Annotated in this window: 20 protein-coding genes; 8 read left to right on the forward strand and 12 right to left on the reverse strand. The window is 69.5% G+C overall.

Annotation, left to right across the window (positions count from 1 at the left end):
* Nucleotides 1-6: 6 nt before the first annotated feature.
* From EZ216_RS12425 to moaC, 4 genes are all read right to left on the reverse strand, one after another.
* Complete coding sequence (locus EZ216_RS12425; RefSeq protein WP_135250079.1) at nucleotides 7-1,977, reverse strand: NAD-dependent epimerase/dehydratase family protein; 1,971 nt, start codon at nucleotides 1,975-1,977, stop codon at nucleotides 7-9.
* Complete coding sequence (locus EZ216_RS12430; RefSeq protein WP_239024362.1) at nucleotides 1,974-2,834, reverse strand: transketolase family protein; 861 nt, start codon at nucleotides 2,832-2,834, stop codon at nucleotides 1,974-1,976. The genes EZ216_RS12425 and EZ216_RS12430 overlap by 4 nt, the downstream gene beginning before the upstream one ends.
* A gap of 47 nt (nucleotides 2,835-2,881) precedes the next feature.
* Nucleotides 2,882-3,739 carry a thiamine pyrophosphate-binding protein gene (locus EZ216_RS12435; protein WP_239024363.1) on the reverse strand — a complete coding sequence of 286 codons (858 nt, stop codon included), beginning with the start codon at nucleotides 3,737-3,739 and terminating at the stop codon, nucleotides 2,882-2,884.
* A gap of 156 nt (nucleotides 3,740-3,895) precedes the next feature.
* On the reverse strand, nucleotides 3,896-4,372 hold the full coding sequence (moaC, locus tag EZ216_RS12440) for a cyclic pyranopterin monophosphate synthase MoaC (RefSeq protein ID WP_135250081.1): 477 nt from the start codon (nucleotides 4,370-4,372) through the stop codon (nucleotides 3,896-3,898).
* Between the two features lie 98 nt (nucleotides 4,373-4,470).
* Here moaC and EZ216_RS12445 point away from each other — a divergent pair, with 98 nt between their 5' ends.
* A complete protein-coding gene (locus tag EZ216_RS12445) occupies nucleotides 4,471-5,979 on the forward strand; it encodes a M48 family metalloprotease (RefSeq protein ID WP_239024364.1) in 1,509 nt (502 codons plus the stop codon).
* Here EZ216_RS12445 and EZ216_RS12450 read toward each other — a convergent pair.
* Nucleotides 5,947-6,300 carry a phage holin family protein gene (locus EZ216_RS12450; RefSeq protein ID WP_135250082.1) on the reverse strand — a complete coding sequence of 118 codons (354 nt, stop codon included), beginning with the start codon at nucleotides 6,298-6,300 and terminating at the stop codon, nucleotides 5,947-5,949. The two genes, EZ216_RS12445 and EZ216_RS12450, sit on opposite strands and share 33 nt — an antisense overlap.
* 90 nt (nucleotides 6,301-6,390) lie before the next feature.
* Here EZ216_RS12450 and EZ216_RS12455 point away from each other — a divergent pair, with 90 nt between their 5' ends.
* Nucleotides 6,391-6,828, forward strand: a complete 438-nt coding sequence (locus tag EZ216_RS12455) for a DUF3717 domain-containing protein (RefSeq protein WP_135250083.1) — start codon at nucleotides 6,391-6,393, stop codon at nucleotides 6,826-6,828.
* On the forward strand, nucleotides 6,828-7,130 hold the full coding sequence (locus EZ216_RS12460) for a DUF2007 domain-containing protein (protein WP_135250084.1): 303 nt from the start codon (nucleotides 6,828-6,830) through the stop codon (nucleotides 7,128-7,130). Before EZ216_RS12455 ends, EZ216_RS12460 begins: the two co-directional genes overlap by 1 nt.
* Before the next feature lie 63 nt (nucleotides 7,131-7,193).
* On the opposite strand, the gene EZ216_RS12465 is transcribed toward EZ216_RS12460, so the two are convergent.
* Both EZ216_RS12465 and purB read right to left on the reverse strand, forming a co-directional pair.
* Nucleotides 7,194-7,754: a YaeQ family protein gene (locus EZ216_RS12465; RefSeq protein ID WP_135250085.1), complete on the reverse strand. Its 561-nt coding sequence runs from the start codon at nucleotides 7,752-7,754 to the stop codon at nucleotides 7,194-7,196.
* 5 nt (nucleotides 7,755-7,759) lie between these two features.
* On the reverse strand, nucleotides 7,760-9,139 hold the full coding sequence (gene purB / locus EZ216_RS12470; protein ID WP_135250086.1) for an adenylosuccinate lyase: 1,380 nt from the start codon (nucleotides 9,137-9,139) through the stop codon (nucleotides 7,760-7,762).
* 125 nt (nucleotides 9,140-9,264) lie between these two features.
* Between purB and EZ216_RS12475 the strand changes: the two genes are divergently transcribed.
* Nucleotides 9,265-9,879 (forward strand): glutathione S-transferase C-terminal domain-containing protein, encoded by a 615-nt coding sequence (locus EZ216_RS12475; protein ID WP_135250087.1) that lies wholly within the window; start codon nucleotides 9,265-9,267, stop codon nucleotides 9,877-9,879.
* A 521-nt stretch (nucleotides 9,880-10,400) separates the two neighbouring features.
* Here EZ216_RS12475 and EZ216_RS12480 read toward each other — a convergent pair.
* Entirely contained in the window at nucleotides 10,401-10,988 is a 588-nt protein-coding gene (locus tag EZ216_RS12480; protein WP_135250088.1) for a glutathione peroxidase, read from the reverse strand.
* A 156-nt stretch (nucleotides 10,989-11,144) separates the two neighbouring features.
* Between EZ216_RS12480 and EZ216_RS12485 the strand changes: the two genes are divergently transcribed.
* Genes EZ216_RS12485 through EZ216_RS12500 form a run of 4 tightly spaced genes read left to right on the forward strand, consistent with a single transcriptional unit; the run spans nucleotide 11,145 to nucleotide 13,943 of the window.
* Nucleotides 11,145-12,005, forward strand: a complete 861-nt coding sequence (locus EZ216_RS12485; protein WP_135250089.1) for a ferritin family protein — start codon at nucleotides 11,145-11,147, stop codon at nucleotides 12,003-12,005.
* On the forward strand, nucleotides 12,005-12,502 hold the full coding sequence (rfaE2, locus tag EZ216_RS12490) for a D-glycero-beta-D-manno-heptose 1-phosphate adenylyltransferase (RefSeq protein ID WP_135250090.1): 498 nt from the start codon (nucleotides 12,005-12,007) through the stop codon (nucleotides 12,500-12,502). Before EZ216_RS12485 ends, rfaE2 begins: the two co-directional genes overlap by 1 nt.
* Before the next feature lie 37 nt (nucleotides 12,503-12,539).
* On the forward strand, nucleotides 12,540-13,430 hold the full coding sequence (locus EZ216_RS12495; protein ID WP_135250091.1) for an RNA polymerase sigma-70 factor: 891 nt from the start codon (nucleotides 12,540-12,542) through the stop codon (nucleotides 13,428-13,430).
* A 39-nt stretch (nucleotides 13,431-13,469) separates the two neighbouring features.
* Complete coding sequence (locus tag EZ216_RS12500; RefSeq protein WP_135250092.1) at nucleotides 13,470-13,943, forward strand: carboxymuconolactone decarboxylase family protein; 474 nt, start codon at nucleotides 13,470-13,472, stop codon at nucleotides 13,941-13,943.
* Here EZ216_RS12500 and EZ216_RS12505 read toward each other — a convergent pair.
* From EZ216_RS12505 to glnE, 4 genes are all read right to left on the reverse strand, one after another.
* The gene (locus tag EZ216_RS12505) at nucleotides 13,940-17,053 is read right to left on the reverse strand and encodes an efflux RND transporter permease subunit (protein ID WP_135250093.1); all 3,114 of its coding nucleotides are present in this window, start codon (nucleotides 17,051-17,053) and stop codon (nucleotides 13,940-13,942) included. The two genes, EZ216_RS12500 and EZ216_RS12505, sit on opposite strands and share 4 nt — an antisense overlap.
* A 14-nt stretch (nucleotides 17,054-17,067) precedes the next feature.
* A complete protein-coding gene (locus EZ216_RS12510) occupies nucleotides 17,068-18,252 on the reverse strand; it encodes an efflux RND transporter periplasmic adaptor subunit (protein ID WP_135250094.1) in 1,185 nt (394 codons plus the stop codon).
* Nucleotides 18,253-18,284: 32 nt separating this feature from the next.
* The gene (locus tag EZ216_RS12515) at nucleotides 18,285-19,694 is read right to left on the reverse strand and encodes an efflux transporter outer membrane subunit (RefSeq protein ID WP_135250095.1); all 1,410 of its coding nucleotides are present in this window, start codon (nucleotides 19,692-19,694) and stop codon (nucleotides 18,285-18,287) included.
* A gap of 103 nt (nucleotides 19,695-19,797) precedes the next feature.
* The gene (gene glnE / locus EZ216_RS12520) at nucleotides 19,798-22,533 is read right to left on the reverse strand and encodes a bifunctional [glutamate--ammonia ligase]-adenylyl-L-tyrosine phosphorylase/[glutamate--ammonia-ligase] adenylyltransferase (RefSeq protein ID WP_205959668.1); all 2,736 of its coding nucleotides are present in this window, start codon (nucleotides 22,531-22,533) and stop codon (nucleotides 19,798-19,800) included.
* Nucleotides 22,534-22,536 lie beyond the last annotated feature (3 nt).

The raw sequence follows: 22,536 nt of genomic DNA on the forward strand, positions 1-22,536 counted from the left end.
GCGCCCTCAGCGGGCCGCTTCCTTGCCGTCGGGCAGCAGCTCCGTGACCTTGCCGCTGCGCACGAATGCGGCGCGAATCAGCGCCGGCCGCCGCTTGACCTCCGTCATGATCTTGGCGACATACTCGCCGATCAGTCCGACGGCGAACAGGTTGAGCGAGCCGAAAACCAGGATGGCGATGAGAAGCGTAGTGACGCCGCGCGGCGCGATGTCGGGGAACAGCAGGCGAAGGACTGCGGTCACGAACGCGGCCAGAAGTGAGAGCCCCAGCAGCACGATGCCCGCCGCCGTCAGCATCGTCAGCGGCGTGTTGCTGAAGGAAAAGATTCCCTTCTTGGCCCAGTCGATGTTCTTCAGGAAATTGTTGGTCGACACGCCGAACATGCGTTCAGGCCGCACATAGTCCACGCCGGTTTGCCGGAAACCGACATAGGCCCGCAGTCCGCGCATGAACAGGTCCCGCTCAGGGAACTTCAGCAGCCAGGACACCACCCGCTTGTCGATCAGCGAGAAATCGCCTGCATCCAGCGGGATGTTGACGTAGCTGAAGGCGGCGAACACGCGATAGAACGCCTTGTACATCAGCCCCCAGTGCCAGGGCATGTCGCGCTTGACGCGGCGGCCGTAGATGACGTCGTGGCCCGCTATCCATTGCGCGTAGAACTGCTCGATCAGCTCGGGCGGATCCTGCAGGTCGCCGTCGAGCAGGACGACGCCGTCCTTGGTCGACACCTCCATGCCGCTGCGGAAGGCCATTTGCGAACCGAAGTTGCGCGAATGGGTGATGCCCAGCACGTGCGGGTCGCGTTCGCTGATGGCGCGGATCACCTCGGCACTGTCGTCGGGGCTGCCGTCGTTGACGAAGATGATCTCGTAGTCGATGCCCAGCTTGCGGAAGGTGCCGGTCAGCCGCTCGTGCATCACCGGGATCGCCTGCGCGTCCTTGTAGCAGGCGATGATGGCCGACAGCGAACGCCTGGCGCCCGCCGCCGTCTTCTTGGTGGCGACCGCGACTTCGGAATCGCTCAAGGTTCGGATCCACTCGGCCGTCGATCGCAGGCCGTCGGCGAGGGAGATCCGGGTCTTCCAGCCGAGCAGGCGCAACGCCTTGCCCGGGTCGGCATACCAGTCGGCCAGGTCCCAGCTGCGGCCTTCCATGCTGCCGAACTTCGGTTCCTCCTGGACGCCGAACTCTGCACGTACGGTGGCTGCCAGGTCGGCGATGGTCGTGCGAGTGCCCGAGCCGATGTTGAAGTCTTCGCCGTACAACTCGGGGTTCATGCGCACGGCCGCCATCACGAAGGCGGCGCAGGCATCGTCAACGTGCACGAAGTCGCGCGACGTGCGCGGATCCACCAGCGGTGGCAGGCGGCCCTGCTGCGCCATGCGCACGACGTTGGGAATCAGCCGCGACGTGTCTTCCAGCGGGCCGTAGATCGAATACAGCCGGAGGTTCGCGCAGGGGAATGCCTTCTGCTTGCCTACCCAGTGCAGGTAGCTGGCCGCGGCCACTTTCGACACCGCATAGTGGCTGTTGGGTTCGAAGGGGCCCTCCTCGGCGGGCGCGGCGCAGTTCAGGCCGTACTCCGAAGAAGAGCCCGCATGGACGAAAGCCGCCAGGGGACGCTCGCGCAGCAGTTCGACCAGCTGCACCAGCGAGTTGAAGTTGGTGCGGTAGATCAGGTCCGCCTTGTCTTCGAACGAGTACGCACCGTACGCGACACAGTCGAACACCGTTTGCGGTGCGATGGACTGCACCATGTGCTTCGCCGCCACAGGGTCGTTCAGGTCGCAGGCGATGATGCGGTCGTCGTCCACGTCCCGCAGGCGCCAGTTCTTCTCGTCGCGGATGACTGCGTACACGTCGTCGCGCAAGCGGCTGAGATGCCGGAACAGGTTCGCGCCGACGAACCCCGCGGCACCCAGCACCAGGATCGGGCCACGCAGCGCGGTGATCTGCGCTTGCAGGTCGGTCATCGCAGCTCCTGCAAGGATGTCAGCACGCTGTCCGGGTCCAGTCCCGACCGCCGGCGCAGCCAGCTTTGCGAACCGTAGCGCTCGTAGTGGTGGGCCGTGGCGTGAAAGTGGCGCAGCCGCGAAACGCCGACGCCCGCGCCGGCCAGCGCCAGCAGCATCTGCGCGGCCATGCCGCCTTGGGCGACGTGCTCTTCTGCCACGCACAGCGGACGGCCGGACTGGAGAGCCTGCAGCAGCTCGCGCGGAATGTCGGGCAGGCGTACCGGCAATTCGGCGACCGCCCACAGTTCGGGGCGCACCGCCTGGGGCAGGCCAAGCAAGGCCTTGACGTAGGTTCCCGCCAGCGGACCCACGCCGACCAGGACCGGCCCGTCGCCGGCGACCAGCCGCCGCCACGGTGCATAGTCCGGAATCTCCCATCCGGCGGGCGGCTCGCCGCGGCCGATGCGCAGGTAGGCCGGGCCGCGGCTAGCCGCGGCGCGCGTGACCATCGCGGCAACGTCTTCGTCGAACACCGGGGCATACACGCTCATGCCAGGCAAAGTCAGCAGCGTGCCGTAGTCCTCGATGGCATGGTGCGTGGGGCCCATCACTCCATAGCCGTAGCCGCCGCCATTGCCGATCAGGCGGACGGGCAGGCTGTGGAAAGCCACGTCATTGCGCACCTGCTCGAAAGGTCGCGCGTAGATGAAGGGCGCGATGCTGTAGGCCCAGACGTCGAGGCCCTCCCGGGCGAGGCCGGCCGCAACCGAAACCATGTTTTGCTCCGCGACACCCGCGTTGATGAAGCGCGGGCCCATGGCGTCCTGCAGCGGCTCCAGCGCCATGAACCCGAGATCGCCGGTCAGGAACACCATCGAACGATTGGCGGAATGCGCCACCAGCGCATCGCAAAGGTGCTTTCTCATGCGGCGTCCAGTTCCTGCACGGCGCTCTGGTACTTGTCGGCCGTCAGCGGCAGGTAATGCGAGTCCATGCGGCCTTCGAGGAAGCTGACGCCGGCGCCCTTGACGGTCCGCATGAAGACGAGCCTGGGTCCGGTTGCGGCACTGTCCATCGCGCCACGGATGGCATCGAGGTCGTGCCCGTCGATCACGGTGGCCTGCGCATCGAAACCCCGCACCTTCTCCCAAAGCGGCGACATCGATGCGACCTCGCCGGTCGAACCGAAACCCTGCAGCCCGTTGTGGTCCACCAGCACCGTGAGGTTGGCAAGGCGATGGTGGCAGGCGAAGACCAGCGCTTCCCAGGTCGAGCCTTCCTGCCACTCGCCATCCGAGGTCACGCAGTAGACGTGGCCGGTGGACTCCTTCATGCGAAGCGCCAGGGCAGTGCCCGCCGCGAGGGAAAGGCCGTGGCCCAGGCTGCCCGTGGCGAACAGGACGTCGCCGAGGCCTTTGGCGGGCGGATGTCCGGAGAGCAGGGTGCCATCCTGGTGGAAGGTCCTGAGATCGGCGTCCGTGAGCCGCCCGATGCTCCACAGCGCCGTGTACAGCGCTCCCGCGGAGTGTCCCTTGGACAGCACGAAGCGGTCAGCATGGCGGATGCGCTCATGGAAGAGGACCAGCAGCGAATCCAGCGAAGAGAGGTTGCCGCCAATGTGTCCAACCCCGCTCTCGTGATGCATTTGCAGGAGGCGCTTTCGCGCGGCGAGAACTGTGGCGGGCGTGACGGATGCCTTGGTCATAGGGTCCCTAATCTGCTCGACGAGCACGCGTCGCGCCGGGTGCGTGCGCGGCAAGGCTGGCGGCGTGATGCTCATCGGCCGCGTAACTATAGTGGGCGCGGAAGTCCGTTCCGCAGACTTGGGCGAAGGGTCCGTGACGAGATCGCCGTATGGGCGAATTTCTTGCCGTGGGTGGCAACGGAAGGCGGGAAGCGTGGCGCGGATCGGACGTCCGGCGCCCGGATGCCGGACCTACGGAGCCGTCCAGCTGCCCGACTTGCCGCCCTTCTTCTCCAGCAGCTTCACGTCGGTGATGGTCATCCCCCGATCCACCGCCTTGCACATGTCGTAGATCGTCAGCAGCGCCACCTGCACCGCCGTCAGCGCCTCCATCTCCACGCCGGTGGGCCCGACGGTCTCGGCGGTGGCAGTGCACGTCACGGCATTCGCCGCTTCGTTCAGCTCGAATTCCACCGCCACGCGCGTCAGCGCCAGCGGGTGGCACAGCGGGATCAGGTCGCTGGTGCGCTTGGCGCCCTGGATGCCGGCGATGCGCGCGATGCCCAGCACGTCGCCCTTCTTCGCGGTACCCGACTTCACCAGCGCCAGCGTGGCCGGCTGCATGACGATGCGGCCCGCGGCGATGGCCACGCGGTGCGTCGGCGCCTTCGCGGCCACGTCGACCATATGGGCCTGGCCTTGGGAATCGAAGTGGGTGAGGCCGCTCATGCCGCAGGGGTAAGGAGTAATCCGGGGATCGCGGCATCATACGGCGCGTCCCGGGCCTGTTACCTTCCATTTACGGTTCTGGCGCATCATTCCCATCGATGGCGTTCACCTTCCGTCACTATCCCCGCCGGCTCGCGGCCGCGGCCCTCGCCGCCGTGATGGCCTGTGCACCGCTCGCGCGCGCGCAATTGCCCACGCTGGGCGATGAGAGCGAGATGACCAGCTCGGCCGAGCGCCGGCTGGGCGAGAAGATCGCGCGCGAGCTCTATCGCGACCCGGACTACATCGACGATCCGGTGCTGGTGGAATACGTGCAGGGCGTGTGGCAGCCGCTGCTGGCGGCTTCGCGCGCGCGCGGTGACCTGACGGCGGAACTGGACCAGCGATTCGCGTGGCAGGTGCTGCTGGGCAAGGATCGCACCGTCAACGCCTTCGCGCTGCCCGGCGGCTGGATGGGGCTGCACCTGGGCCTGATCAGCGTCACCACCAGCCGCGACGAACTCGCGTCCGTGCTGGCGCACGAGCTGAGCCACGTGACGCAGCGGCACATCTCGCGCCTCACCAGCCAGGAAAAGCGGCAGGCGCCTTGGGTGATCGGCGCCATGATCCTGGGCGCGCTCGCCGGGCGCAAGAGTCCCGACGCGGCCAACGCGATGATCAGCGGCAGCCAGGCCGTGGCCATGCAGGGGCAGCTGAATTTCTCGCGCGACATGGAGCGCGAGGCCGACCGCGTCGGCTACAACGTCCTCACGCAGGCCGGCTTCGACCCGCAAGGCTTCGTCACCATGTTCAACAAGCTGACGCAGGCCGCGCGGCTGAACGACAGCGGCGACTACCCGTACCTCCGCACGCACCCGATGACGACCGAGCGTGCCGCCGACATGCAGGCGCGCCAGCAACTCCTGCCGCGCGAGAAGGCGCCGGCCGCGCCGTCGCTGGAGCACTCGCTGATGGCTGCCCGGGCGCGCGCCCTGTCCGCCGTGGGCGTCGACGCGCTGCGCACGCTGGTGCATGACGCGGCCAGCATGCCCGCCAACGTGGCGCCGGTGCGGCGCGCATCGCTGCTCTACTCGGCCAGCCTCGCCGCCTCGCGCCTGCGCGATACCGGCACGGCGGTCACGCAGGCTCAACGCTTGGCTGACCAGCTGAAGGACGACGCGGTGGGCGCGCGGCTCGCGCGGTTGCTGTTGGCGGAAGTGTCGATCGCGGGCGGCCGCGCCCAGTCGGCGTTGCCGTTGCTGGACGCGAACGCCACGAAGCGGCCCGAGGTGTTGCTGTGGTCGCATGCGCGGCTGGCGACCGGCGGCGCGCCCGAAGTGGCGCAGCGGCTGCAGACATGGGTGGCGCAGCAGCCGCGCGATGCGGAGGCCTGGCACACGCTGTCCGCGGCGTACACCGCGCAGGGACAGCAGCTGCGCGCGATCCGTGCCGATGCCGAAGCGCAGGTGGCGGTGCTGGATTACGCCGCGGCGGTGGACCGGCTCAAGGCTGCGCAGGACCTGGTGCGGCGTGGTGGCGGCGGCGGCGACCACATCGAGGCTTCGATCATCGACAGCCGCACGCGCGAAGTGGAATCACTTCTTCGGGAACAGTCGCTCGAGCGCTGAATCGATGACCACGCCGATCGCCGAGTAGATCAGCGATCCCACCAGCGCCGGCAGGAATCCCTTCACCTGGAAGCCGTCCAGCAGCGTGGCCGCGGCCCAGAACATCAGGGCGTTGATCACGAACAGGAACAGTCCCAGCGTCACCACCGTCACCGGCAGCGTCAGCACGACGAGCACGGGACGCACCACCAGGTTGAGCAGGCCGATGACGAAGGCGGCCAGCAAGGCGGCGGTGAAGTTCTTCACCTCGACGCCCGAATAGACCGCGGCCACGAACAGCAGCGCGACGGCGCTGAGCAGCCATTTGGCGACCAGTTTCATCGCGGGCAGGATAGCATCGCCGCCGCATTCGCCGGGCCCCGCGCGGGCTTGCGCGCTTGGCTATCATCCCTGCCCCGGTCCCCACGCGCCATGGCAGGCATCCACATCACCGACATCGAGTCGGCCATCAACTTCTGGCGCGAGCGCAAGCCGTCGCCGGACGGCGTGACGCTGGCGCCCGAGCTGCGCGCGCTGGCCGAGGTGTACGCGCTGATGGTGTATTACCGCGAGGACGAGGCCGACGAGAAAGGCTTCCCGCCCAAGGCGTACGAAGCCTGGAAGGCCTGGTACGACAGCACGCCGGACACGCCCTGCATCGCCATCTGCTCCACCAGCCAGGGCGATGAAACCTGCAAGGGCTGCGGGCGCACTTTCGAGGAAGTCCAGCTGTGGCCCGAGATGTCGCCCGCCGCCAAGCGCCAGACCTGGCGCCGCATCACGCAGCACGGCGAGGCGTGGCGGTTCAACCGCTACGCGGAGCGGGCGCGCGAAGGCGCGCCGCCAAAACCGGAAGACGAGAGCCGCTGATGCGCCGCCTGGCACGCGCGCCCAACATCGCCATCGCGGCGCTGTGGGCCGACGCGCTGCGGCAGGCCGGTTTCGACGCCAGCGTGCAGCGCTACTACCTGGGCGCCGCCGCCGGCGAGCTGCCGCCCGACCAGTGCCTGCCGGAAGTCTGGATCGCCGACGATTCGCAGGAAGCCGGTGCGCGCGAGATGCTTCAGGCGCTGCGTTCGATCCCGCAGCGTCGCTGGGCCTGCGAGTGCGGCGAGATCGTCGAAGGCGGGTTCGGCAGCTGCTGGAACTGCGGCCGCCCGGCGCCCGCCTGAACGAACTGGATCCGCGCCTGCGCGGGATGAGTTACCGGCTCGCGCGATGCGCCGGGCGTGACGTCACTTCCACCGAACCGGCTCGATGTCCGCGCTGCCCAGCGGCGACGACAGCATCAGCGAGCCTTCCTGGATGGTCGCCTGCAGCTGCATGCTGCGCTCGGCCAGTGCGGCCAGCGCCTGCGACGCTTCGGAGGGAAAGCGCCAGACCTGCAGCTTGTCCAGGCGCGACACCTTGTTCTCCATTCCGCGCCACCACACTTCGGCGGCGTGATGGAACGCGTACACGATCACCTGGTCGGCGCGGGAACACGCGCGCACCAGCGGCTTTTCTTCCGGCTGGCCGACCTCGATCCAGCGCACCACGCGGCCGGTGAAGTCGCGCACCAGCGCGTCGGGATCGTCGGGATCCGACAGGCCCGCGCCGAAGCCGAGGGTGGCGTCGCCGCCGCAGTCGGTCTGCAGCGAGTGCGCGTTCAGCGCCAGCGCGGCCAGCCGCACCATCATGCGTTCGTCGGTCTCGCTGGGGTGCCGCGCCAGCGTCAGCGCGTGGTCGGCGTAGTAGCCGCGGTCGATGTCGGCGACCGCCAGCTGCGCCTTGAAGACGGTGGACTTGAGCGCCACGCGCGTCAGGCGCGGCGCGCCAGGTCAGCCGCGGCGCCGATGTAGCTGGCGGGCGTCATCGCGAGCAGGCGGTCGCGCTCTTCCTGCGGGATGTCCAGCGAGCGGATCAGCCCGTGCAGGTCCTCGGCGCGCACGGTCTTGCCGCGCGTCACTTCCTTGAGCTTCTCGTACGCGCCCTGCACGCCGAAGCGGCGCATGACGGTCTGGATAGGTTCGGCCAGCACTTCCCAGGCCTGGTCCAGGTCGGCGGCCAGCGCTTCCGAGTTGAGTTCCAGCTTCGCGAGGCCGATGCCCAGCGAGTGGTACGCCAGCGTGGCGTAGCCCAGGGCCACGCCCATGTTGCGCAGCACGGTGGAATCGGTGAGGTCGCGCTGCCAGCGCGAGACCGGCAGCTTCTCCGACAGGTGGCGCAGCAGCGCGTTGGCCAGCCCCAGGTTGCCTTCGGCGTTCTCGAAGTCGATGGGGTTGACCTTGTGCGGCATGGTGGACGAGCCGATCTCGCCTTCGCGCAGCTTCTGCTTGAAATAGCCCAGGCTGACGTAGCCCCACACGTCGCGCGCCCAGTCCACCAGGATGGTGTTGGCGCGAGCCACGGCGTCGAACAGCTCGGCCATGTAGTCGTGCGGTTCGATCTGGATGCTGTACGGCTGGAACGTCAGGCCCAGGCCCAGCGGCTCGGGCGTCTCCACTACCTTGCGGCTGAAGGCTTCCCAGTCGAACTCGGGCCAGGCGGCGAGGTGCGCGTTGTAGTTGCCCACCGCGCCGTTCATCTTGCCCATCAGCTGCACGGCGGCGATGCGCTCGCGCGCGCCGGCCAGGCGCACCACCACGTTGGCGATCTCCTTGCCGACGGTCGTGGGACTGGCGGTCTGGCCGTGCGTGCGGCTGAGCATGGGCACCGCCGCATAGGCGTGCGCCATCTCGCGCATGCGCGAGATCACCGCGTCCAGCGCGGGCAGCAGCACCTGTTCGCGCGCGTACTTCAGTTGCAGCGCGTGGCTGGTGTTGTTGATGTCCTCGCTGGTGCAAGCGAAGTGCACGAACTCGCTGGCCGCGCGCAGCTCGGGCCGCGCCTCGAACTTCGACTTGATCCAGTACTCCACCGCCTTGACGTCGTGGTTGGTGGTCTTCTCGATCTCCTTGATGGCCAGCGCGTCGGCTTCGGAGAAGTTCTTCACCAGCCCGAGCAGGTAGGTGCGCGCCCCCGGCGTGAGCGGCTTGAACTCCTTGAAGCCGGCGTCGGACAGCGCGATGAACCAGCACACCTCCACCTGCACGCGGCGGTGCATGTAGCCTTGCTCGCTCATGAGGGGACGCAGGGGCGCCAGGCGCCCGGCGTAGCGGCCGTCCAGCGGCGACAGCGCGGAGATGGTGGAAAGGGTCATGGGAAGCAGGAATTGTAGGCGGGCGCACCCCTGCGGACGGGCCATGCGGCGTGTCGTCCCTCCACCACATCGGTGCACCGGCTTCCCCCTAGAATCGCCGCGTGACCCCCAACAGCAAGAGCCCCATGAAACTGATCGGAGCCGTGACCAGCCCTTACGTGCGCAAGGTGCGCGTGGTGATGGCCGAGAAGAAGCTGGACTATCAGTTCGTGCAGGAAGACGTGTGGTCGGCGGAGACCACCATCGCCGAATCCAACCCGCTGGGCAAGGTGCCCTGCCTGGTGATGGAAGGCGGCGAAGCGCTGTTCGATTCGCGCGTGGTGGTCGAGTACCTGGACACGCTGTCGCCGGTGGGCAAGCTCATTCCCGCGGTGGGCCGCGAGCGTGCCGAGGTCAAGACCTGGGAAGCGCTGGCCGACGGCGTGTGCGATGCCGCCATCCTGGCGCGCCTGGAAGCCAACTGGGCCGGCCGCACCAAGGCGCAGCGCAGCCAGGCCTGGATCGACCGCCAATTGGGCAAGGTCAACGCGAGCGTCAAGGCCATGAACCAGGGCCTGGGCGACAAGCCGTTCTGCGCCGGCATCCATCTCAGCCTGGCCGACATCGCCGTCGGCTGCGCGCTCGGCTACCTCGATTTCCGCTTCCCGGACATCGATTGGCGGACGCCCTACCCGAATCTCGAGAAGCTGTACGCCAAGTTGGAGCAGCGGCAGAGCTTCATCGACACCAAGCCCGCCTGACGCGGGCGTTTCTTCCCGCCTCTGTCCTTCCATCCGCCGGTGAACCGGCGCGCCTTGCCGGCATGCGGAAGTCGTTCTGCGTGCGATGACGTGCAGCGCGCCGACGCGGTTCGCCTGCTGGTGGCGCAGCATCTCGTCCAGCGACCATTCGTTCGCGCGCAATGCGCTGGTGCGCGGCCGCGAAGTCGGAACCGGAACCGACGACGGCGACTTTCATGTCGCCGCCGCCGTGTCCACCGGGCCAGGCCGGAAAGAAAAATGCCGCGAAGCGCCCCGTGACGAAGGAGGGAGGGAGGGAGGAGGAGAAGAGTCGCCCCAGGATTGCAGCCCGGCGGCATGCGCCGGGAAGGCTTCGCGACAGCAATTGGGATCCAGTCCCCCGCTCCGTGCCCTTATCGACCCTGTACTGTCGTCCCCAGTTCCGTCCCGAGTGACACTGTCCGGTAAATGTTTGTGTGCATCGGTGCAGCCGAATGAACTGATCGGTATTGGTGATTACCAGTCAGTTCAAGGCGCGCGAGTCAGGGCTTGCCGAGAAGCTGTTCGATGCGGCCGACCAGTTCCGGGTCTTCCGGCGTGGTGAGGCTGGAGTACTGCGCGACCACCGCGCCGTCGCGCGCGATCAGGTACTTGTGGAAGTTCCACATCGGCTGGCGCCCGGTCTTCGCGGCCAGTTCCTTGAACAGCGGGTTGGCGTCCGCGCCGCGCACGCTGCTCTTGCCGAACATCGGGAATTTCACGCCGTAGGTGTTCTCGCAGAAGTCCGCGATCTCGTGATTGCTGTTCTTCTCCTGCGCGAAGTCGTTGGACGGGAAGCCCAGCACCACCAGCCCGCGGTCGCGGTAGCGCGCGTACAGCGCTTCCAGCCCCTTGTACTGCGGCGTGAACCCGCAGTAGCTGGCGGTGTTCACCACCAGCAGCACCTTGCCGGCGTACTGGCACAGCGCTTGCGGCTTCTCGTCCTGCAGCCGGGGGAACTGGTATCGCAGCACGGCGGGACAGGCGGCCGCGGCCGGCGCCGCCGAGGCAGGACGCGCCGGCGACTGTGCCGCGGCCGGAATGGCAAATGCGAGGGTGATCAGCACCAGGAAAGGGATGCGCAAGGTCATGGCCAGCTCCGCTGCGACTTGGGTTCGTTCCATTCTGATGCACGCGGGCCGGCCATGGCCGCATGCGGCTTTGTCCGATGCCCCCGGGTGCAGGGGCTGCTGTAAGAACACTTTCATTCGCACCCGCTTAAAATCCGGGCGATCTTTCCCACCGCCATGCTTTACCCAGAACTATTCAAGCAGCTCGAGTCCGTCCGCTGGGACATGGACAAGGACATCCCCTGGGACCGCTTCGACGCGTCCATGCTGTCCGACGAGCAGGCCCAGACCATCAAGATGAACGCCATCACGGAATGGGCGGCGCTGCCGGCCACCGAGATGTTCCTGCGCGACAACCGCGACGACAGCGACTTCTCCGCGTTCATGTCCATCTGGTTCTTCGAGGAGCAGAAGCACTCGCTGGTGCTGATGGAATACCTGCGCCGCTTCCGCCCCGACCTGGTGCCCACCGAGCAGGAACTGCACGAGATCCGCTTCGAGTTCGAGCCCGCCCCCGCGCTCGAAACGCTGATGCTGCACTTCTGCGGCGAAATCCGCCTGAACCACTGGTACCGCCGCGCTTCCGAGTGGCACACCGAGCCGGTGATCAAGCACATCTACCAGACGCTCAGCCAGGACGAGGCCCGCCACGGCGGCGCCTACCTGCGCTACATGAAGCGCGCCATCGGCAAGTTCGGCGTCGAGGCCAAGGCCGCATTCGCCAAGGTGGGCGTGCTGATGGCCAGCGCGCGCCGCACGGCGCAGGCGCTGCACCCGACCAACCTGCACGTGAACAAGACCCTGTTCCCGCGCGACACCATCCAGAGCCGCCTGCCCAACCCGGAATGGTTGGAGCACTGGCTGGACAAGCAGATCAACTTCGACGCCGTGTGGGAAACCAAGGTGGTCGAACGCATCCTGCACAACATGAGCCTGCTGATGGACCGCAGCTTCAAGAGCGTGCAGGAGCTCAACCGCTTCCGCAAGGAACTGGGCGCCTCGCTCACCGGCGCGGCCCCGGCCTCCAGCGCGGCCTGATGGAACGGGCCGCCGCGCCCCCGGACTTCCTGCGCAAGATCGTGCCGCGCGAAAGCGCGGCCGCCGCCATGGCCGCCCTGCCGCGGCCGGTGGTCTTCACCAACGGCGTTTTCGACGTGCTGCACCGCGGGCACGCCACTTACCTGGCGCAGGCCCGCGCGCTCGGCGCGTCGCTGGTGGTCGCCGTCAACACCGACGCGTCCGCCCGCCGCCTGGGCAAGGGCCCGGACCGCCCGCTGAACCGCGAGAACGACCGCGCCACGCTGCTCGCCGCGCTGGCGTCGGTGGACCTGGTCACCTTCTTCGACGAAGACACGCCGGTGCAGCTGCTGGGCGAGCTCAGGCCCGGCCTGTACGTCAAGGGCGGCGACTACGACATGGCCAGGCTGGCCGAAACGCGGCTGGTGGAAAGCTGGGGCGGCCGCGCGCTGGCCATCCCGTTCGTGGATGGCTACTCCACCACCAACCTCGTCGACCGCATCCGCTCCGGCAGCTGACGCTGTCACAAGCGGCGGGGCCGGAACGTCTTCGCCGATGGACCAACGCACCGCCCTCTTCCAGCGGCACCGACCGCGCCTCTTCGGCCTGGCCTACCGCATGCTCGGCTCGCGCGCCGACGCCGAAGACGTGCTGCAGGACGCGTGGCTGCGCTGGAACGAGTCCGACACCGACAGCCTCCGCACGCCGGAAGCCTGGCTGGTGACCGTCACCTCGCGCCTGGCCATCGACCGCCTGCGGCACGCCAAGACCGAGCGCGAGCATTACACCGGCCACTGGCTGCCCGAGCCGCTGGTCGAACCGCTGGACGAAGACACGCCGCAGTCGCTGCTGGAGCGGGCCGACGACGTGTCGATGGCGCTGCTGCGCGTGCTGGAGACGCTGGCGCCGGCCGAGCGCGCGGCCTTCGTGCTGCGGCAGGTGTTCGACACCGGCTACGCCGAGATCGCCACCTTGCTGGGCAAGAGCGAGGCCGCCTGCCGCCAGCTGGTGCACCGCGCGCAGGAACGCGTGCAGGCACAGCGCGTGCCGCAGGCGGTGGACTCCGCCGCGCATCGCCGGTTGCTGGAGGCTTTCGCCGATGCGGCCGCGCGCGGCGACTTCCAGGGCCTGCGGCAATTGTTCGCCGACGACGCGGCGCTGGTCAGCGACGGCGGCGGCCGCGTCTCCGCTTTCGCGCACGTGCTGCACGGGTCGCAGCGCCTGGCGCAGCTTTACTACGCGACCTTCCGCCGAGCTGGCGAGTCGGTGCGCTACGTGCCGGTGCGCGTGAACGGCGGGCCTGGCGTAGCGCGCTACTTCGACGGCCGGCTGGAATCGGTACAGGCTTTCGAGCTCACCGCTGACGGCCGCATCGCGGCGGTGTACGTGCAGCGCAACCCGGACAAATTGCGGGCCGTGCAGGCCGCGCTGTCACAAACGGGCTGAGGCCCGCGTCTTGTCTCTGTCATCAACCAGGAAACCGACATGGACCACGCTTCTCCCCGCCTTGAACACACCAGGCTCGCCCCCGACGCTTTCCGCGCCATGCTGGGCGTGAGCGAAACCGTCAAGAAGTCCAGCCTGGGCAAGCAGCTGCTGGCGCTGGTGGATTCGCGCGTGTCGCAGCTGAACGGCTGCGCGTACTGCCTGGACATGCACACGCGCGAACTGGCGGCCGCCGGCGAGACGCTGCAGCGCATCGCCTGCCTGGCGGCTTGGGAAGAGACGTCGCTCTACACGCCGCGCGAGCGCGCCGCGCTGAAGTGGGCCGAGAGCCTGACGCTGCTGCGCGAAACGCAGGCGCCGCAGGAGCGCTTCGACGCGCTGCGCGACCACTTCAGCGACCAGGAGATCGCCGAGCTGTCGTTCGCCATCGCGCAGATCAACGCCTGGAACCGGCTGGGCGTGGGCATGCGCTTGCCGGTGGGGCCGCGCCCCATCGCGCTGAAGGCGGCCTAACCCTTCGCGGGCTCCGAGCTTGCGGCGCTTTCGTGGCGCCGCAGCTTCTTCGCCTGCCGCCGGATGAAGCCTTCCACGTCGTCGAAGATCGTGTAGACCACCGGGATCACCACCAGGCTCAGCACGGTGGACGTGATCAGGCCGCCGATCACCGCGGTGGCCATCGGCGAACGGAAGCTCTGGTCCGCCGCGCCCATGCCCAGCGCGATGGGCAGCATGCCCGCGCCCATGGCGATGGTGGTCATGATGATGGGCCGCGCGCGTTTGTGGCAGGCGTCCATCAGTGCCTCCCAGCGGCTCATGCCGTGCTCCGTGCGGGCCATGATCGCGTATTCCACCAGCAGGATGGAGTTCTTGGTCGCGATGCCCATCAGCATGATCAGCCCGATCAGCGAAGGCATCGACAGCATCGCGTTGCCCACCAGCAGCCCGACGAACGCGCCGCCGATGGACAGCGGCAGCGCGGCCAGGATGGTGAACGGGTGCAGGAAGTCCTTGAACAGCAGCACCAGCACGATGTAGATGCACAGCACGCCGGTCAGCATGGCCAGCCCGAAACTGGCGAACAGCTCGCCCATCACCTCGGCGTCACCCACCTCGCGCACGAAGACGCCCGCCGGCAGGTTGCGCACGGAGGGCAGCTTCTGCACGGCATCGGCCACTTCGCCCAGCGGCTGGCCCGACAGCTCGATCTCGAAGTTGATGTTGCGCGAACGGTCGTAGCGGTCGATCACCGCGGGGCCACCCGTCAACTGCAGCGTGGCCACTTCGCCCAGCATCACCGGCCCGCGCGAGCCCGGCACGGCCAGGCGTTCGAGCAGTTGCAGGTCGCGGCGCGCCTCGTCCTGCAGCTTCACCACGATGGGCACCTGCCGCTGCGACAGGTTCAGCTTGGGCAGCGCCACGTCGTAGTCGCCGGCGGTGGCGATGCGCAGCGTCTCGCCGATGGCGGCGCTGGTGACGCCCAGGTCGGCGGCCCGCGCGAAGTCGGGCCGCACCGCGATCTCGGGCCGGATCAGGCTGGCCGTCGACGCGATCTGTCCCAGTCCGGGGATGGTGCGCAGGTCGCGCTCCACCGCCATCGCGGCCGCCTGCAGCGCCTGCGGATCGTCGCCGCTGAGCACCAGCACGTACTTCTCGCCCGAGCCGCCCAGGCCGACCTTGCTGCGCACGCCGGGCAGCGGCTCCAGCGCCTTGCGGATCTGGTTCTCGATCGGCTGCTTGCGCGGGCGGTCGCCGCGCGGGTCCAGCTCGATGGTGAGCGTGGCCTTGCGCACCTCGGCCGCGCCGGTGTTGGCGAACGGGTCGCCGCCCGCGGCGCCGCCGCCGATGGTGGTGTACACGCTGCGCACGTGCGGCACCTTCGTGATGAGGCCGCGCGCCTGCTCGGCGACGGCCTTGGTCTGTTCCAGCGTGGAGCCGGGCTGCAGTTCCAGGTACACCTGCGTCTGCGAGTTGTCGTCCGGCGGGATGAAGCCCGCCGGCAGCAGCGGCGTCAGCGCCAGCGAGCCGAAGAAGAACAGGCCGGCCAGCACGCTGGTGGCCAGGCGGTGGCGCAGCGCCCACTGCACGCAGCGCAGGTAGGGCGGCATCCAGCGCGGCTCCTGGTGCGGCTTCACGATCGGCCGCAGCATGTACGCGGCCATCATCGGGGTGAGCATGCGCGCCACCACCAGCGAGGCGAACACCGCCAGCGCGGCGGTCCAGCCGAACTGCTTGAAGAACTTGCCGGCGATGCCGCTCATGAACGCGGTGGGCAGGAACACCGCGATCAGCGTGAAGGTGGTGGCGATCACCGCCAGGCCGATCTCGTCGGCCGCCTCCATCGCCGCCTGGTAAGGCGTCTTGCCCATGCGCAGGTGGCGCACGATGTTCTCGACTTCCACGATGGCGTCGTCCACCAGGATGCCGACCACCAGCGACAGCGCCAGCAGCGTCACCACGTTGATCGAGAAGCCCAGCAGGTACATGCCCAGGAAGGCGGGGATGGCCGACATCGGCAGCGCGACGGCCGACACGAAGGTGGCGCGCCAGTCGCGCAGGAACAGCCACACCACCAGCACCGCCAGCGCGGCGCCTTCGTACAGCAGGTGCAGCGAGCCGTCGTATTCCTCCTGCACCGGCGTGACGAAGTCGAACGCCTGCGTCAGCTGGATGTCGGGGCGGCGCGCCTTCAGTTCGTCCAGCGCCTGGTGCACGGCGGCGCCCACGGCCACCTCGCTTTCGCCGCGGCTGCGCGCCACCTCGAAGCCCACCACCGGCTTGCCGTTCAGCAGCGCGGCCGCGCGCGGTTCGGCGATGGTGTCGCTGACGGTCGCGATGTCGGACAGCTTCACACGGCGGCCGGCACCGTTCGCGGCGGCCGGCAGCGCGATGTCGATGCGGCCGATCTCGGCCGCGGTCTTCACCGTGGCCAGCGTGCGCACGGGCTGCTCGCCGCCGCCCAGGTCGGTGCGGCCGCCGGCGCTTTCCACCTGCACCTGGCGCAGCTGCCGCGACACTTCGGCCGCGCTGATGCCCAGGCCCTGCATGCGCAGCGGGTCCAGCGCGACACGCACTTCGCGGCTGACGCCGCCCACGCGGTTGACGGCGCCGACGCCCTTGACGGCCAGCAGCCGGCGCGAGATGTCGTTGTCGACGAACCAGGACAAGGCCTCCTCGTCCATCTGCGGCGAGGCGATGGTGAAGGCCAGCACCGGCTGGCCGGCCAGGTCCATCTTGGTGACGATGGGGTCGCGCAGGTCCGCGGGCAGGTCGCTGCGCACGCGCGAGACCGCCGAGCGCGTGTCGTCCACCGCTTCCTGCACCGGCTTTTCCAGCCGGAATTCCGCGGTGATGGTGACCACGCCGTCCTGCACCTTGGTGTACAGGTGCTTCAGGCCCTGCAGCGTGGCCATCGCGTTCTCGAGCTTGCGCGCGACGTCGGTTTCCAGCTGGCCGGGCGACGCGCCCGGCAGCGATGCGGTGACCACCACGGTGGGCAGGTCGATGTCCGGGAACTGCTGGACCTTCATCGCCTTGAAGCCCAGCAGGCCGCCGAACGTGAGCAACACGAACAGCATCACCGCCGGGATCGGGTTGCGGATGGACCAGGACGAGACGTTGAGCATGGCGTGCGTCCCGTTCAGCGGCTGGCCGCCGGCTTCGCGGCGGAAGCGCGCGAAGCCGCCGCGGCCGGGGCGGGCGCGGTGTCGGCGACGCGCACCAGGTCGCCGTCGTTCAGGAAGCTGCCGCCGCTGGCGACGATGCGCGCGCCGGCCGGCAAGCCTTCGCCGATCTCCACCCGGTCGCCGGCCATGCGGCCCGGCTGCACCTTCACCTGCGACACGCGCTGGTCGTCGTTGACGCGCAGCACGTAACTGAAGCCTTCGCGCAGCACCAGCGCCGACTGCGGGATGGTCAGCGCGGGGGTCGAGCCCAGCTCGAAGTCGCCGCGCGCGAACATGCCGGCGCGCGCGCTGGCATTGGCGGCGCCCGGCAGCGGCGTGAGGTCCACGTACACGATGGCCGTGCGCGTCTGCGGGTCCACGCTGGCGCCGAGCGTGCGCACGCGGCCGGCGAGCCTGGCGCCGCTGGCGGCGGTGACGCTGGCGGTGGTGCCGGGCGCCAGCTTGCCGAGTTCGGCCGACGTCACCTCGGCGCGCCACTCCAGGCGGCCCTGGCGGATCAGGCGGAACAGCTCGGTGCCGTTGGCCACCACCTGGCCGACAGTGGCCGTGCGGGCCGAGATCATGCCGGCGTCGGGTGCGACCACCAGGCTTTGCGTCAGGCGCACCTGCTGCACGTCGAACGCCGCGCGCGCGGCCTGCACGCGGGCCTGCGCGGTCTTCTCGGCCGTGAGGTACTGGTTGATCTGCGAGGCGCTCAGCGCCCCGGTCTGCTGCAGGCTGCGCGCGCGCTCGGCGTTGGCGGCGGCGTCGGCGGCCGCCGCATCGGCTTCGGCCAGCGCCGCCTTCGCCTGGCCCAGGTCGGCCTTGAGCGTATCGGTGGCGAAGGTGGCCAGCACCTGGCCCTTCTCGACGCGGTCGCCCACGTTCACGCGCACTTCGGTGATGCGCAGGCCGCCGGCTTCGGCGCCGATGCTGGCTTCCTGCCACGCGGCGATGTTGCCGTTGGCCGACAGGCGCACCGGCAGCGGCACGCGCTGCGGCACGGTGGTGGCGACGGTCAGCGCGGGCTTGGCGCCGGCGGCCTTCTCGTCCTTCTTCGCGGCATCCTGCTTGCTGCCGCGCAGCGCCACGACGGCGCCGATGACGATCGCCACGGCCAGCGCCACCAGGGCGACGATCTTGGGTCGGGAGAGCTTCATGGTTTCTTCTCGCTTGCGTTTCTTCTTGTCGATCAGCGGGCCGCGACGCCTTCCCCGCGCCGCCACCCGCCGCCTGCCGCCCGGTACAGGCTCACCCACGCGGCCAGTCCTTCGCGCTGCAATCCCACCAGCGCCGTCTCCGCGGCCAGCAGCGTGCGGCGCGCGTCTTCCAGTTCCACCAGGCTGGCCAGGCCGGCGCGGTAGCGCGCCTCGGTGGCGTTGAACGAATGGCGGTAGTCCTCGGCCGCGATGCGCGCGTTCTCGTTGCGCGAGCGCGCGCTGTCCAGGGCGATCAGCGCCTGCTCCACCTCGCGCACCGCGTCGCGCACCTTGGCGCGGTACAGCGCCGCCGCTTCGTCGTAGCGGTCGCGCGCCGCGTCCGAAGCCGCCGCGCGCCGGCCGGCGTCGAACAGCGGCAGCGAGACGGCCAGCGGGCCCACCTGCCACGTGCCGCCGCTGGTGCTGATGCCGTCGGCGCGCACCGAAGTCAGCGCGATGGATCCCGAGATCGACAGGCGCGGGTAGCGGTCCGCATCCGTGGCGCCCACTTCGGCGCTGGCCGCAGTAACTTCCTGTTCGGCGCTGAACACGTCGGGCCGCTGCGCCAGCACTTGCGCTGGCAGCGCGGGCACGGTGGCCAGCACCGTGAGCGGCGGCTCGTTCCAGGCCGCGGCGAGCTTCTCGCGCAGCGCCGGTTCGGGCAAGGCGGTCAGCGCCACCAGCGCCTTCAGCTCGGTTTCGCATGCCGCGCGCTGCTGCGTCTCGCGCGCCGCGCTCTCGGCCGCGCTGGCGCGGGCCAGCGCCGCGGTCGCGGGCGCGGTGAAGCCGGCTTTCATGCTCAGGTCGGTGAGGCGCGAGGTTTCGCCGCGGGACCGCGCGTCGTTGCCCGCGACCACCAGCTGGCGCTGGCACGTGCGCCAGGACAGGTAGCTGTTGGCGGTCTCGGCCGCGACGGCCACGCGCGCGTCGTGCCAGCCCGCCTCGGCGGCGGCCAGGCGCGCCTGCGCCGCGTCGCGCCGCGCGCCGTTGGCGCCGAACAGGTCCAGCTCCCACGTCGACTGCAGACCCACCTGAGAGATGGTGGCCGTGGTGCCCAGGAATTCCGCCTGCTGGCTGCCGCGGCTGGTGGAAGCCTGCGCGTCCAGCGTGGGCCACAACGCGGCGGCCGCGGCCACGCGCGTGGCTCGCGCCTGCCCGATGCGCGAGCGTGCGGAAGCGACATTGGGGTTGGCGGTCTGCGCCGCGGCGACCAGGTCCACCAGCACCGGGTCGCCCAATTGCTGCCACCAGCGCTGCAGGTCCGCCTGGGTGCCGCCGTGCGGCAGCGGCGCATACCAGCGATCGGGGACTTCGGCGGCGGTGCCGGACGGGGGCCGCGGCAACGCGCAGCCTGCCAGCCACGGCAGCAGCGCGGCTGCCGCGATCACACGGAGCTTCTTCATCGGATCCTTCTCTGGTGCGGGCGTTGGCGCCCGGGCGCGCGGGCCTGGTGGCACCCGCGGCTTGAAGCAGCCCGAAAGCCTACCATCCCGCGCCGGCGCCAACTCAACCGAAGACGGCGGACCAGAGGGCGTGGATGGCGTCGCGCTCGGCTTCCAGCGGCGCGGGCGCCACCTGGGTCGAGGCTTCGTCCAGGCGCGCGCGGTGCTGCAGGCGGCGCAGTTCGCGGTACGCCGCGGCGGCGCGCTGGCCCACCTTCGCGGGCAGCAGTCCCGCGGCTTCGGCGCGCTGCAGCAGCGCGATGTTGCCGACGTTGGGCACCAGCTCGGGATGCTTGCCCGAATCGGCGAGCACCAGGAACTGCACGGCGAACTCGGCATCGACCATGCCGCCTTCGCTGTGCTTGATGTCGAACAGGCCGGGCTTCACCGGGTGCGCCTCGCGCACGCGGCTGCGCATGGCCACGATCTCGGTGCGCAGCGCCGCCTCGTCGCGCGGCGCGGTGATGACCGCTTCGCGCACGGCGTCGAAGCGCGCCTGCAGGTCGGCCCCGCCCAGCACGAAGCGGGCGCGCGTCATGGCTTGGTGTTCCCAGGTCCACGCGGTGTTGCTGCCGCGTCCCTGCTGGTATTTCGCGTACGCGTCGAACGTGGTGACCAGCAGGCCGGAGTTGCCGTTGGGCCGCAGCGCCGTGTCGATCTCGTACAGGTCGCCTTCGGCGGTCTTGGTGGTCAGCCAGTTGATCAGCTTGTGCACGAACGCGCCGTACACCTCCTGCGCGCGTTCGTCCTGGTCGTCGAAGACGAACACGATGTCCAGGTCGCTGCCGTAACCCAGCTCTTTGCCGCCCAGCTTGCCGTAGCCGATGATGCCGAAGCAAGGTTCGTCGCGGTGGCGCGACTTCAGCCGCTGCCAGCACCAGCGCGTGGTGACGCGCAGCACCGCGTCGGCCAGCGCGCTCAGGTCGTCGGCCACCTGTTCGACGGTGAGCCGCCCTTCGACGTCTCGCGCCAGCGTGCGGAACACCTCGGCGTGGTGCGCGCGGCGCAGCAGGTTCAGCAGCGACTCGTCGTCGTCCTCGTTCGTGCGGCGCAGCGCGCGCAGGCGCTCTTCCAGCTCCTGCTCGAAGGCTTGCGCGTCGAATCGCTCCGCATAGAGCGCTTCGCTCGCCAGTTCGTCGATCACGCCGGGATGGCGCAGCAGGTAGCGTGCGGGCCAGCGCGCCGCGCCCAGCAGGCGCAGCAATCTTTCGTGCACGCCGGGGCGCTCCAGCAGCAACGCGAGATAGCTCTCGCGCCGCAGCAGCGGTTCCAGCCAGTCGGCCATGCGCACCGCTGCTTCTTCGCTGACGCGCCCTTCCAGCAGCCACTGGCCGGTGCGCGCGATCAGGCGCGAGAGGCGGTTGCGCGCGTCCTCGCGCAGCGCCAGCACGCGCGGGTGGTCGCGCCAGCGGCCGATGCGTTCGCGCAGCTGCCCGGGCAACTGCTCGCAGAGGGCATCGAGATCGGGCGCCGCGGCCTTGCCGCCCTTGGGGCCGCCGCAGGTCTTGCAGCCTTCGTTGGCGCCCAGCAGCTTGTCGAATTCCTGCGCGACGAATTCGCGGTGGCCGTCCAGCTCGTGCAGGAACGGGCAGCATTCGGCGTAGCCCATGGTGCGCGCGATCCAGCCCAGGTCGCCGTCGCCTTCGTCGCAGCCCATGGGCAGCACGTGCGTCTGCTGGTCGTCCAGGTACTGGATGCGGTGCTCGACGCGGCGCAGGAATTCGTAAGCGCGGGCCAGCGATTGCGCCGTGGCCTCGGGCATCAGCCCCGCGGCCGCGACGCGCTGCAGCGCTTCCAGCGTGGGGCGCGTGCGCAGTTCGGGGAACTGGCCGCCGCGCACCACCTGCAGCAGCTGCACGATGAATTCGATCTCGCGGATGCCGCCGCGCGAGAGCTTGACGTCGTTGGCGCGCTCGGGCCGGCCGGCGCTGCGGCGCGCGGCGTGCTCGCGGATCTGCCGGTGCAGCACCCGCAGCGAATCGAACACGCCGTAGTCCAGGTAGCGGCGGAACACGAACGGCAGCACCACGGAACGCAGCGCCTGCGCCGAGCCGTCCTTGATCCAGGCGCGCGGCGCCACCACGCGGCTCTTGAGCCAGGCGAAGCGTTCCCACTCGCGGCCCTGCACCAGGAAATATTCCTCCAGCGCGTCGAGCGAAACGACCGGCGGCCCGGAGTTGCCGTTGGGCCGCAGCGCCAGGTCGACGCGGAAGACGAAGCCGTGCTCGGTGGTCTCGCCCACCAGCGCGTACACATGCCGCACCGCCTTGGCGAAGAATTCCTGGTGGCTGAGGCGGCCGCGGCCGTCGACCCCCGCCGTTTCGCCTTCGTGGTCGTAGACGTAGATCAGGTCGACGTCGCTGGAGACGTTCAGCTCGCGCGCGCCCAGCTTGCCCATGCCGATGATCCACAGGCGCGCCGGCTGGCCGTCGGGGCCCAGCGGCCGGCCGTGCACCGTTTCCAGCTCGGCCAGCGCGTGGCGCAGGGCGGCGTCCAGGGCGAACTCGGCCAGCAGCGTGACGGAAAGGGTGACCGTGGCCAGCGGCGCCTGCTCGTCGCAGTCCAGGCGCGCGAGGCGTTCCAGCACCAGCTGGCGCAGGATGCGCAGCGCCGCGCCGGTGTCGTGGCCGCGCGCCAGCAACGCTTCGTAAGTGGACTGCAGCGTGTCGCGGCTGGGTGCGCCGGGAGGCAGCAGGTCCATTTCCGCGGCGTAACGGCGGCGGATGCGCTGGACGAACCGGGAGAAGGCGGAACCCTGCGCGGCCACCGGCATCTCACCCGCTTGCGCACCGGGGCTCATAAT

Origin of the sequence: Ramlibacter humi (genome assembly GCF_004681975.1) — a bacterium.
Lineage (GTDB): Bacteria > Pseudomonadota > Gammaproteobacteria > Burkholderiales > Burkholderiaceae_C > Ramlibacter > Ramlibacter humi.

Bases quoted from the DNA above. Each gene is read 5' to 3' on its own strand.
- EZ216_RS12445 (WP_239024364.1), top strand. From the start codon at position 4,471: ATGGCGTTCACCTTCCGTCACTATCCCCGCCGGCTCGCGGCCGCGGCC.
- moaC (WP_135250081.1), bottom strand. From the start codon at position 4,372: ATGAGCGGCCTCACCCACTTCGATTCCCAAGGCCAGGCCCATATGGTC.
- EZ216_RS12425 (WP_135250079.1), bottom strand. From the start codon at position 1,977: ATGACCGACCTGCAAGCGCAGATCACCGCGCTGCGTGGCCCGATCCTG.
- EZ216_RS12480 (WP_135250088.1), bottom strand. From the start codon at position 10,988: ATGACCTTGCGCATCCCTTTCCTGGTGCTGATCACCCTCGCATTTGCC.
- EZ216_RS12455 (WP_135250083.1), top strand. From the start codon at position 6,391: ATGGCAGGCATCCACATCACCGACATCGAGTCGGCCATCAACTTCTGG.
- EZ216_RS12505 (WP_135250093.1), bottom strand. From the start codon at position 17,053: ATGCTCAACGTCTCGTCCTGGTCCATCCGCAACCCGATCCCGGCGGTG.
- EZ216_RS12450 (WP_135250082.1), bottom strand. From the start codon at position 6,300: ATGAAACTGGTCGCCAAATGGCTGCTCAGCGCCGTCGCGCTGCTGTTC.
- EZ216_RS12460 (WP_135250084.1), top strand. From the start codon at position 6,828: ATGCGCCGCCTGGCACGCGCGCCCAACATCGCCATCGCGGCGCTGTGG.
- EZ216_RS12430 (WP_239024362.1), bottom strand. From the start codon at position 2,834: ATGGTGTTCCTGACCGGCGATCTCGGGTTCATGGCGCTGGAGCCGCTG.
- glnE (WP_205959668.1), bottom strand. From the start codon at position 22,533: ATGAGCCCCGGTGCGCAAGCGGGTGAGATGCCGGTGGCCGCGCAGGGT.
- EZ216_RS12500 (WP_135250092.1), top strand. From the start codon at position 13,470: ATGGACCACGCTTCTCCCCGCCTTGAACACACCAGGCTCGCCCCCGAC.
- EZ216_RS12485 (WP_135250089.1), top strand. From the start codon at position 11,145: ATGCTTTACCCAGAACTATTCAAGCAGCTCGAGTCCGTCCGCTGGGAC.
- EZ216_RS12495 (WP_135250091.1), top strand. From the start codon at position 12,540: ATGGACCAACGCACCGCCCTCTTCCAGCGGCACCGACCGCGCCTCTTC.
- rfaE2 (WP_135250090.1), top strand. From the start codon at position 12,005: ATGGAACGGGCCGCCGCGCCCCCGGACTTCCTGCGCAAGATCGTGCCG.
- purB (WP_135250086.1), bottom strand. From the start codon at position 9,139: ATGACCCTTTCCACCATCTCCGCGCTGTCGCCGCTGGACGGCCGCTAC.
- EZ216_RS12515 (WP_135250095.1), bottom strand. From the start codon at position 19,694: ATGAAGAAGCTCCGTGTGATCGCGGCAGCCGCGCTGCTGCCGTGGCTG.
- EZ216_RS12435 (WP_239024363.1), bottom strand. From the start codon at position 3,739: ATGAGCATCACGCCGCCAGCCTTGCCGCGCACGCACCCGGCGCGACGC.
- EZ216_RS12510 (WP_135250094.1), bottom strand. From the start codon at position 18,252: ATGAAGCTCTCCCGACCCAAGATCGTCGCCCTGGTGGCGCTGGCCGTG.
- EZ216_RS12475 (WP_135250087.1), top strand. From the start codon at position 9,265: ATGAAACTGATCGGAGCCGTGACCAGCCCTTACGTGCGCAAGGTGCGC.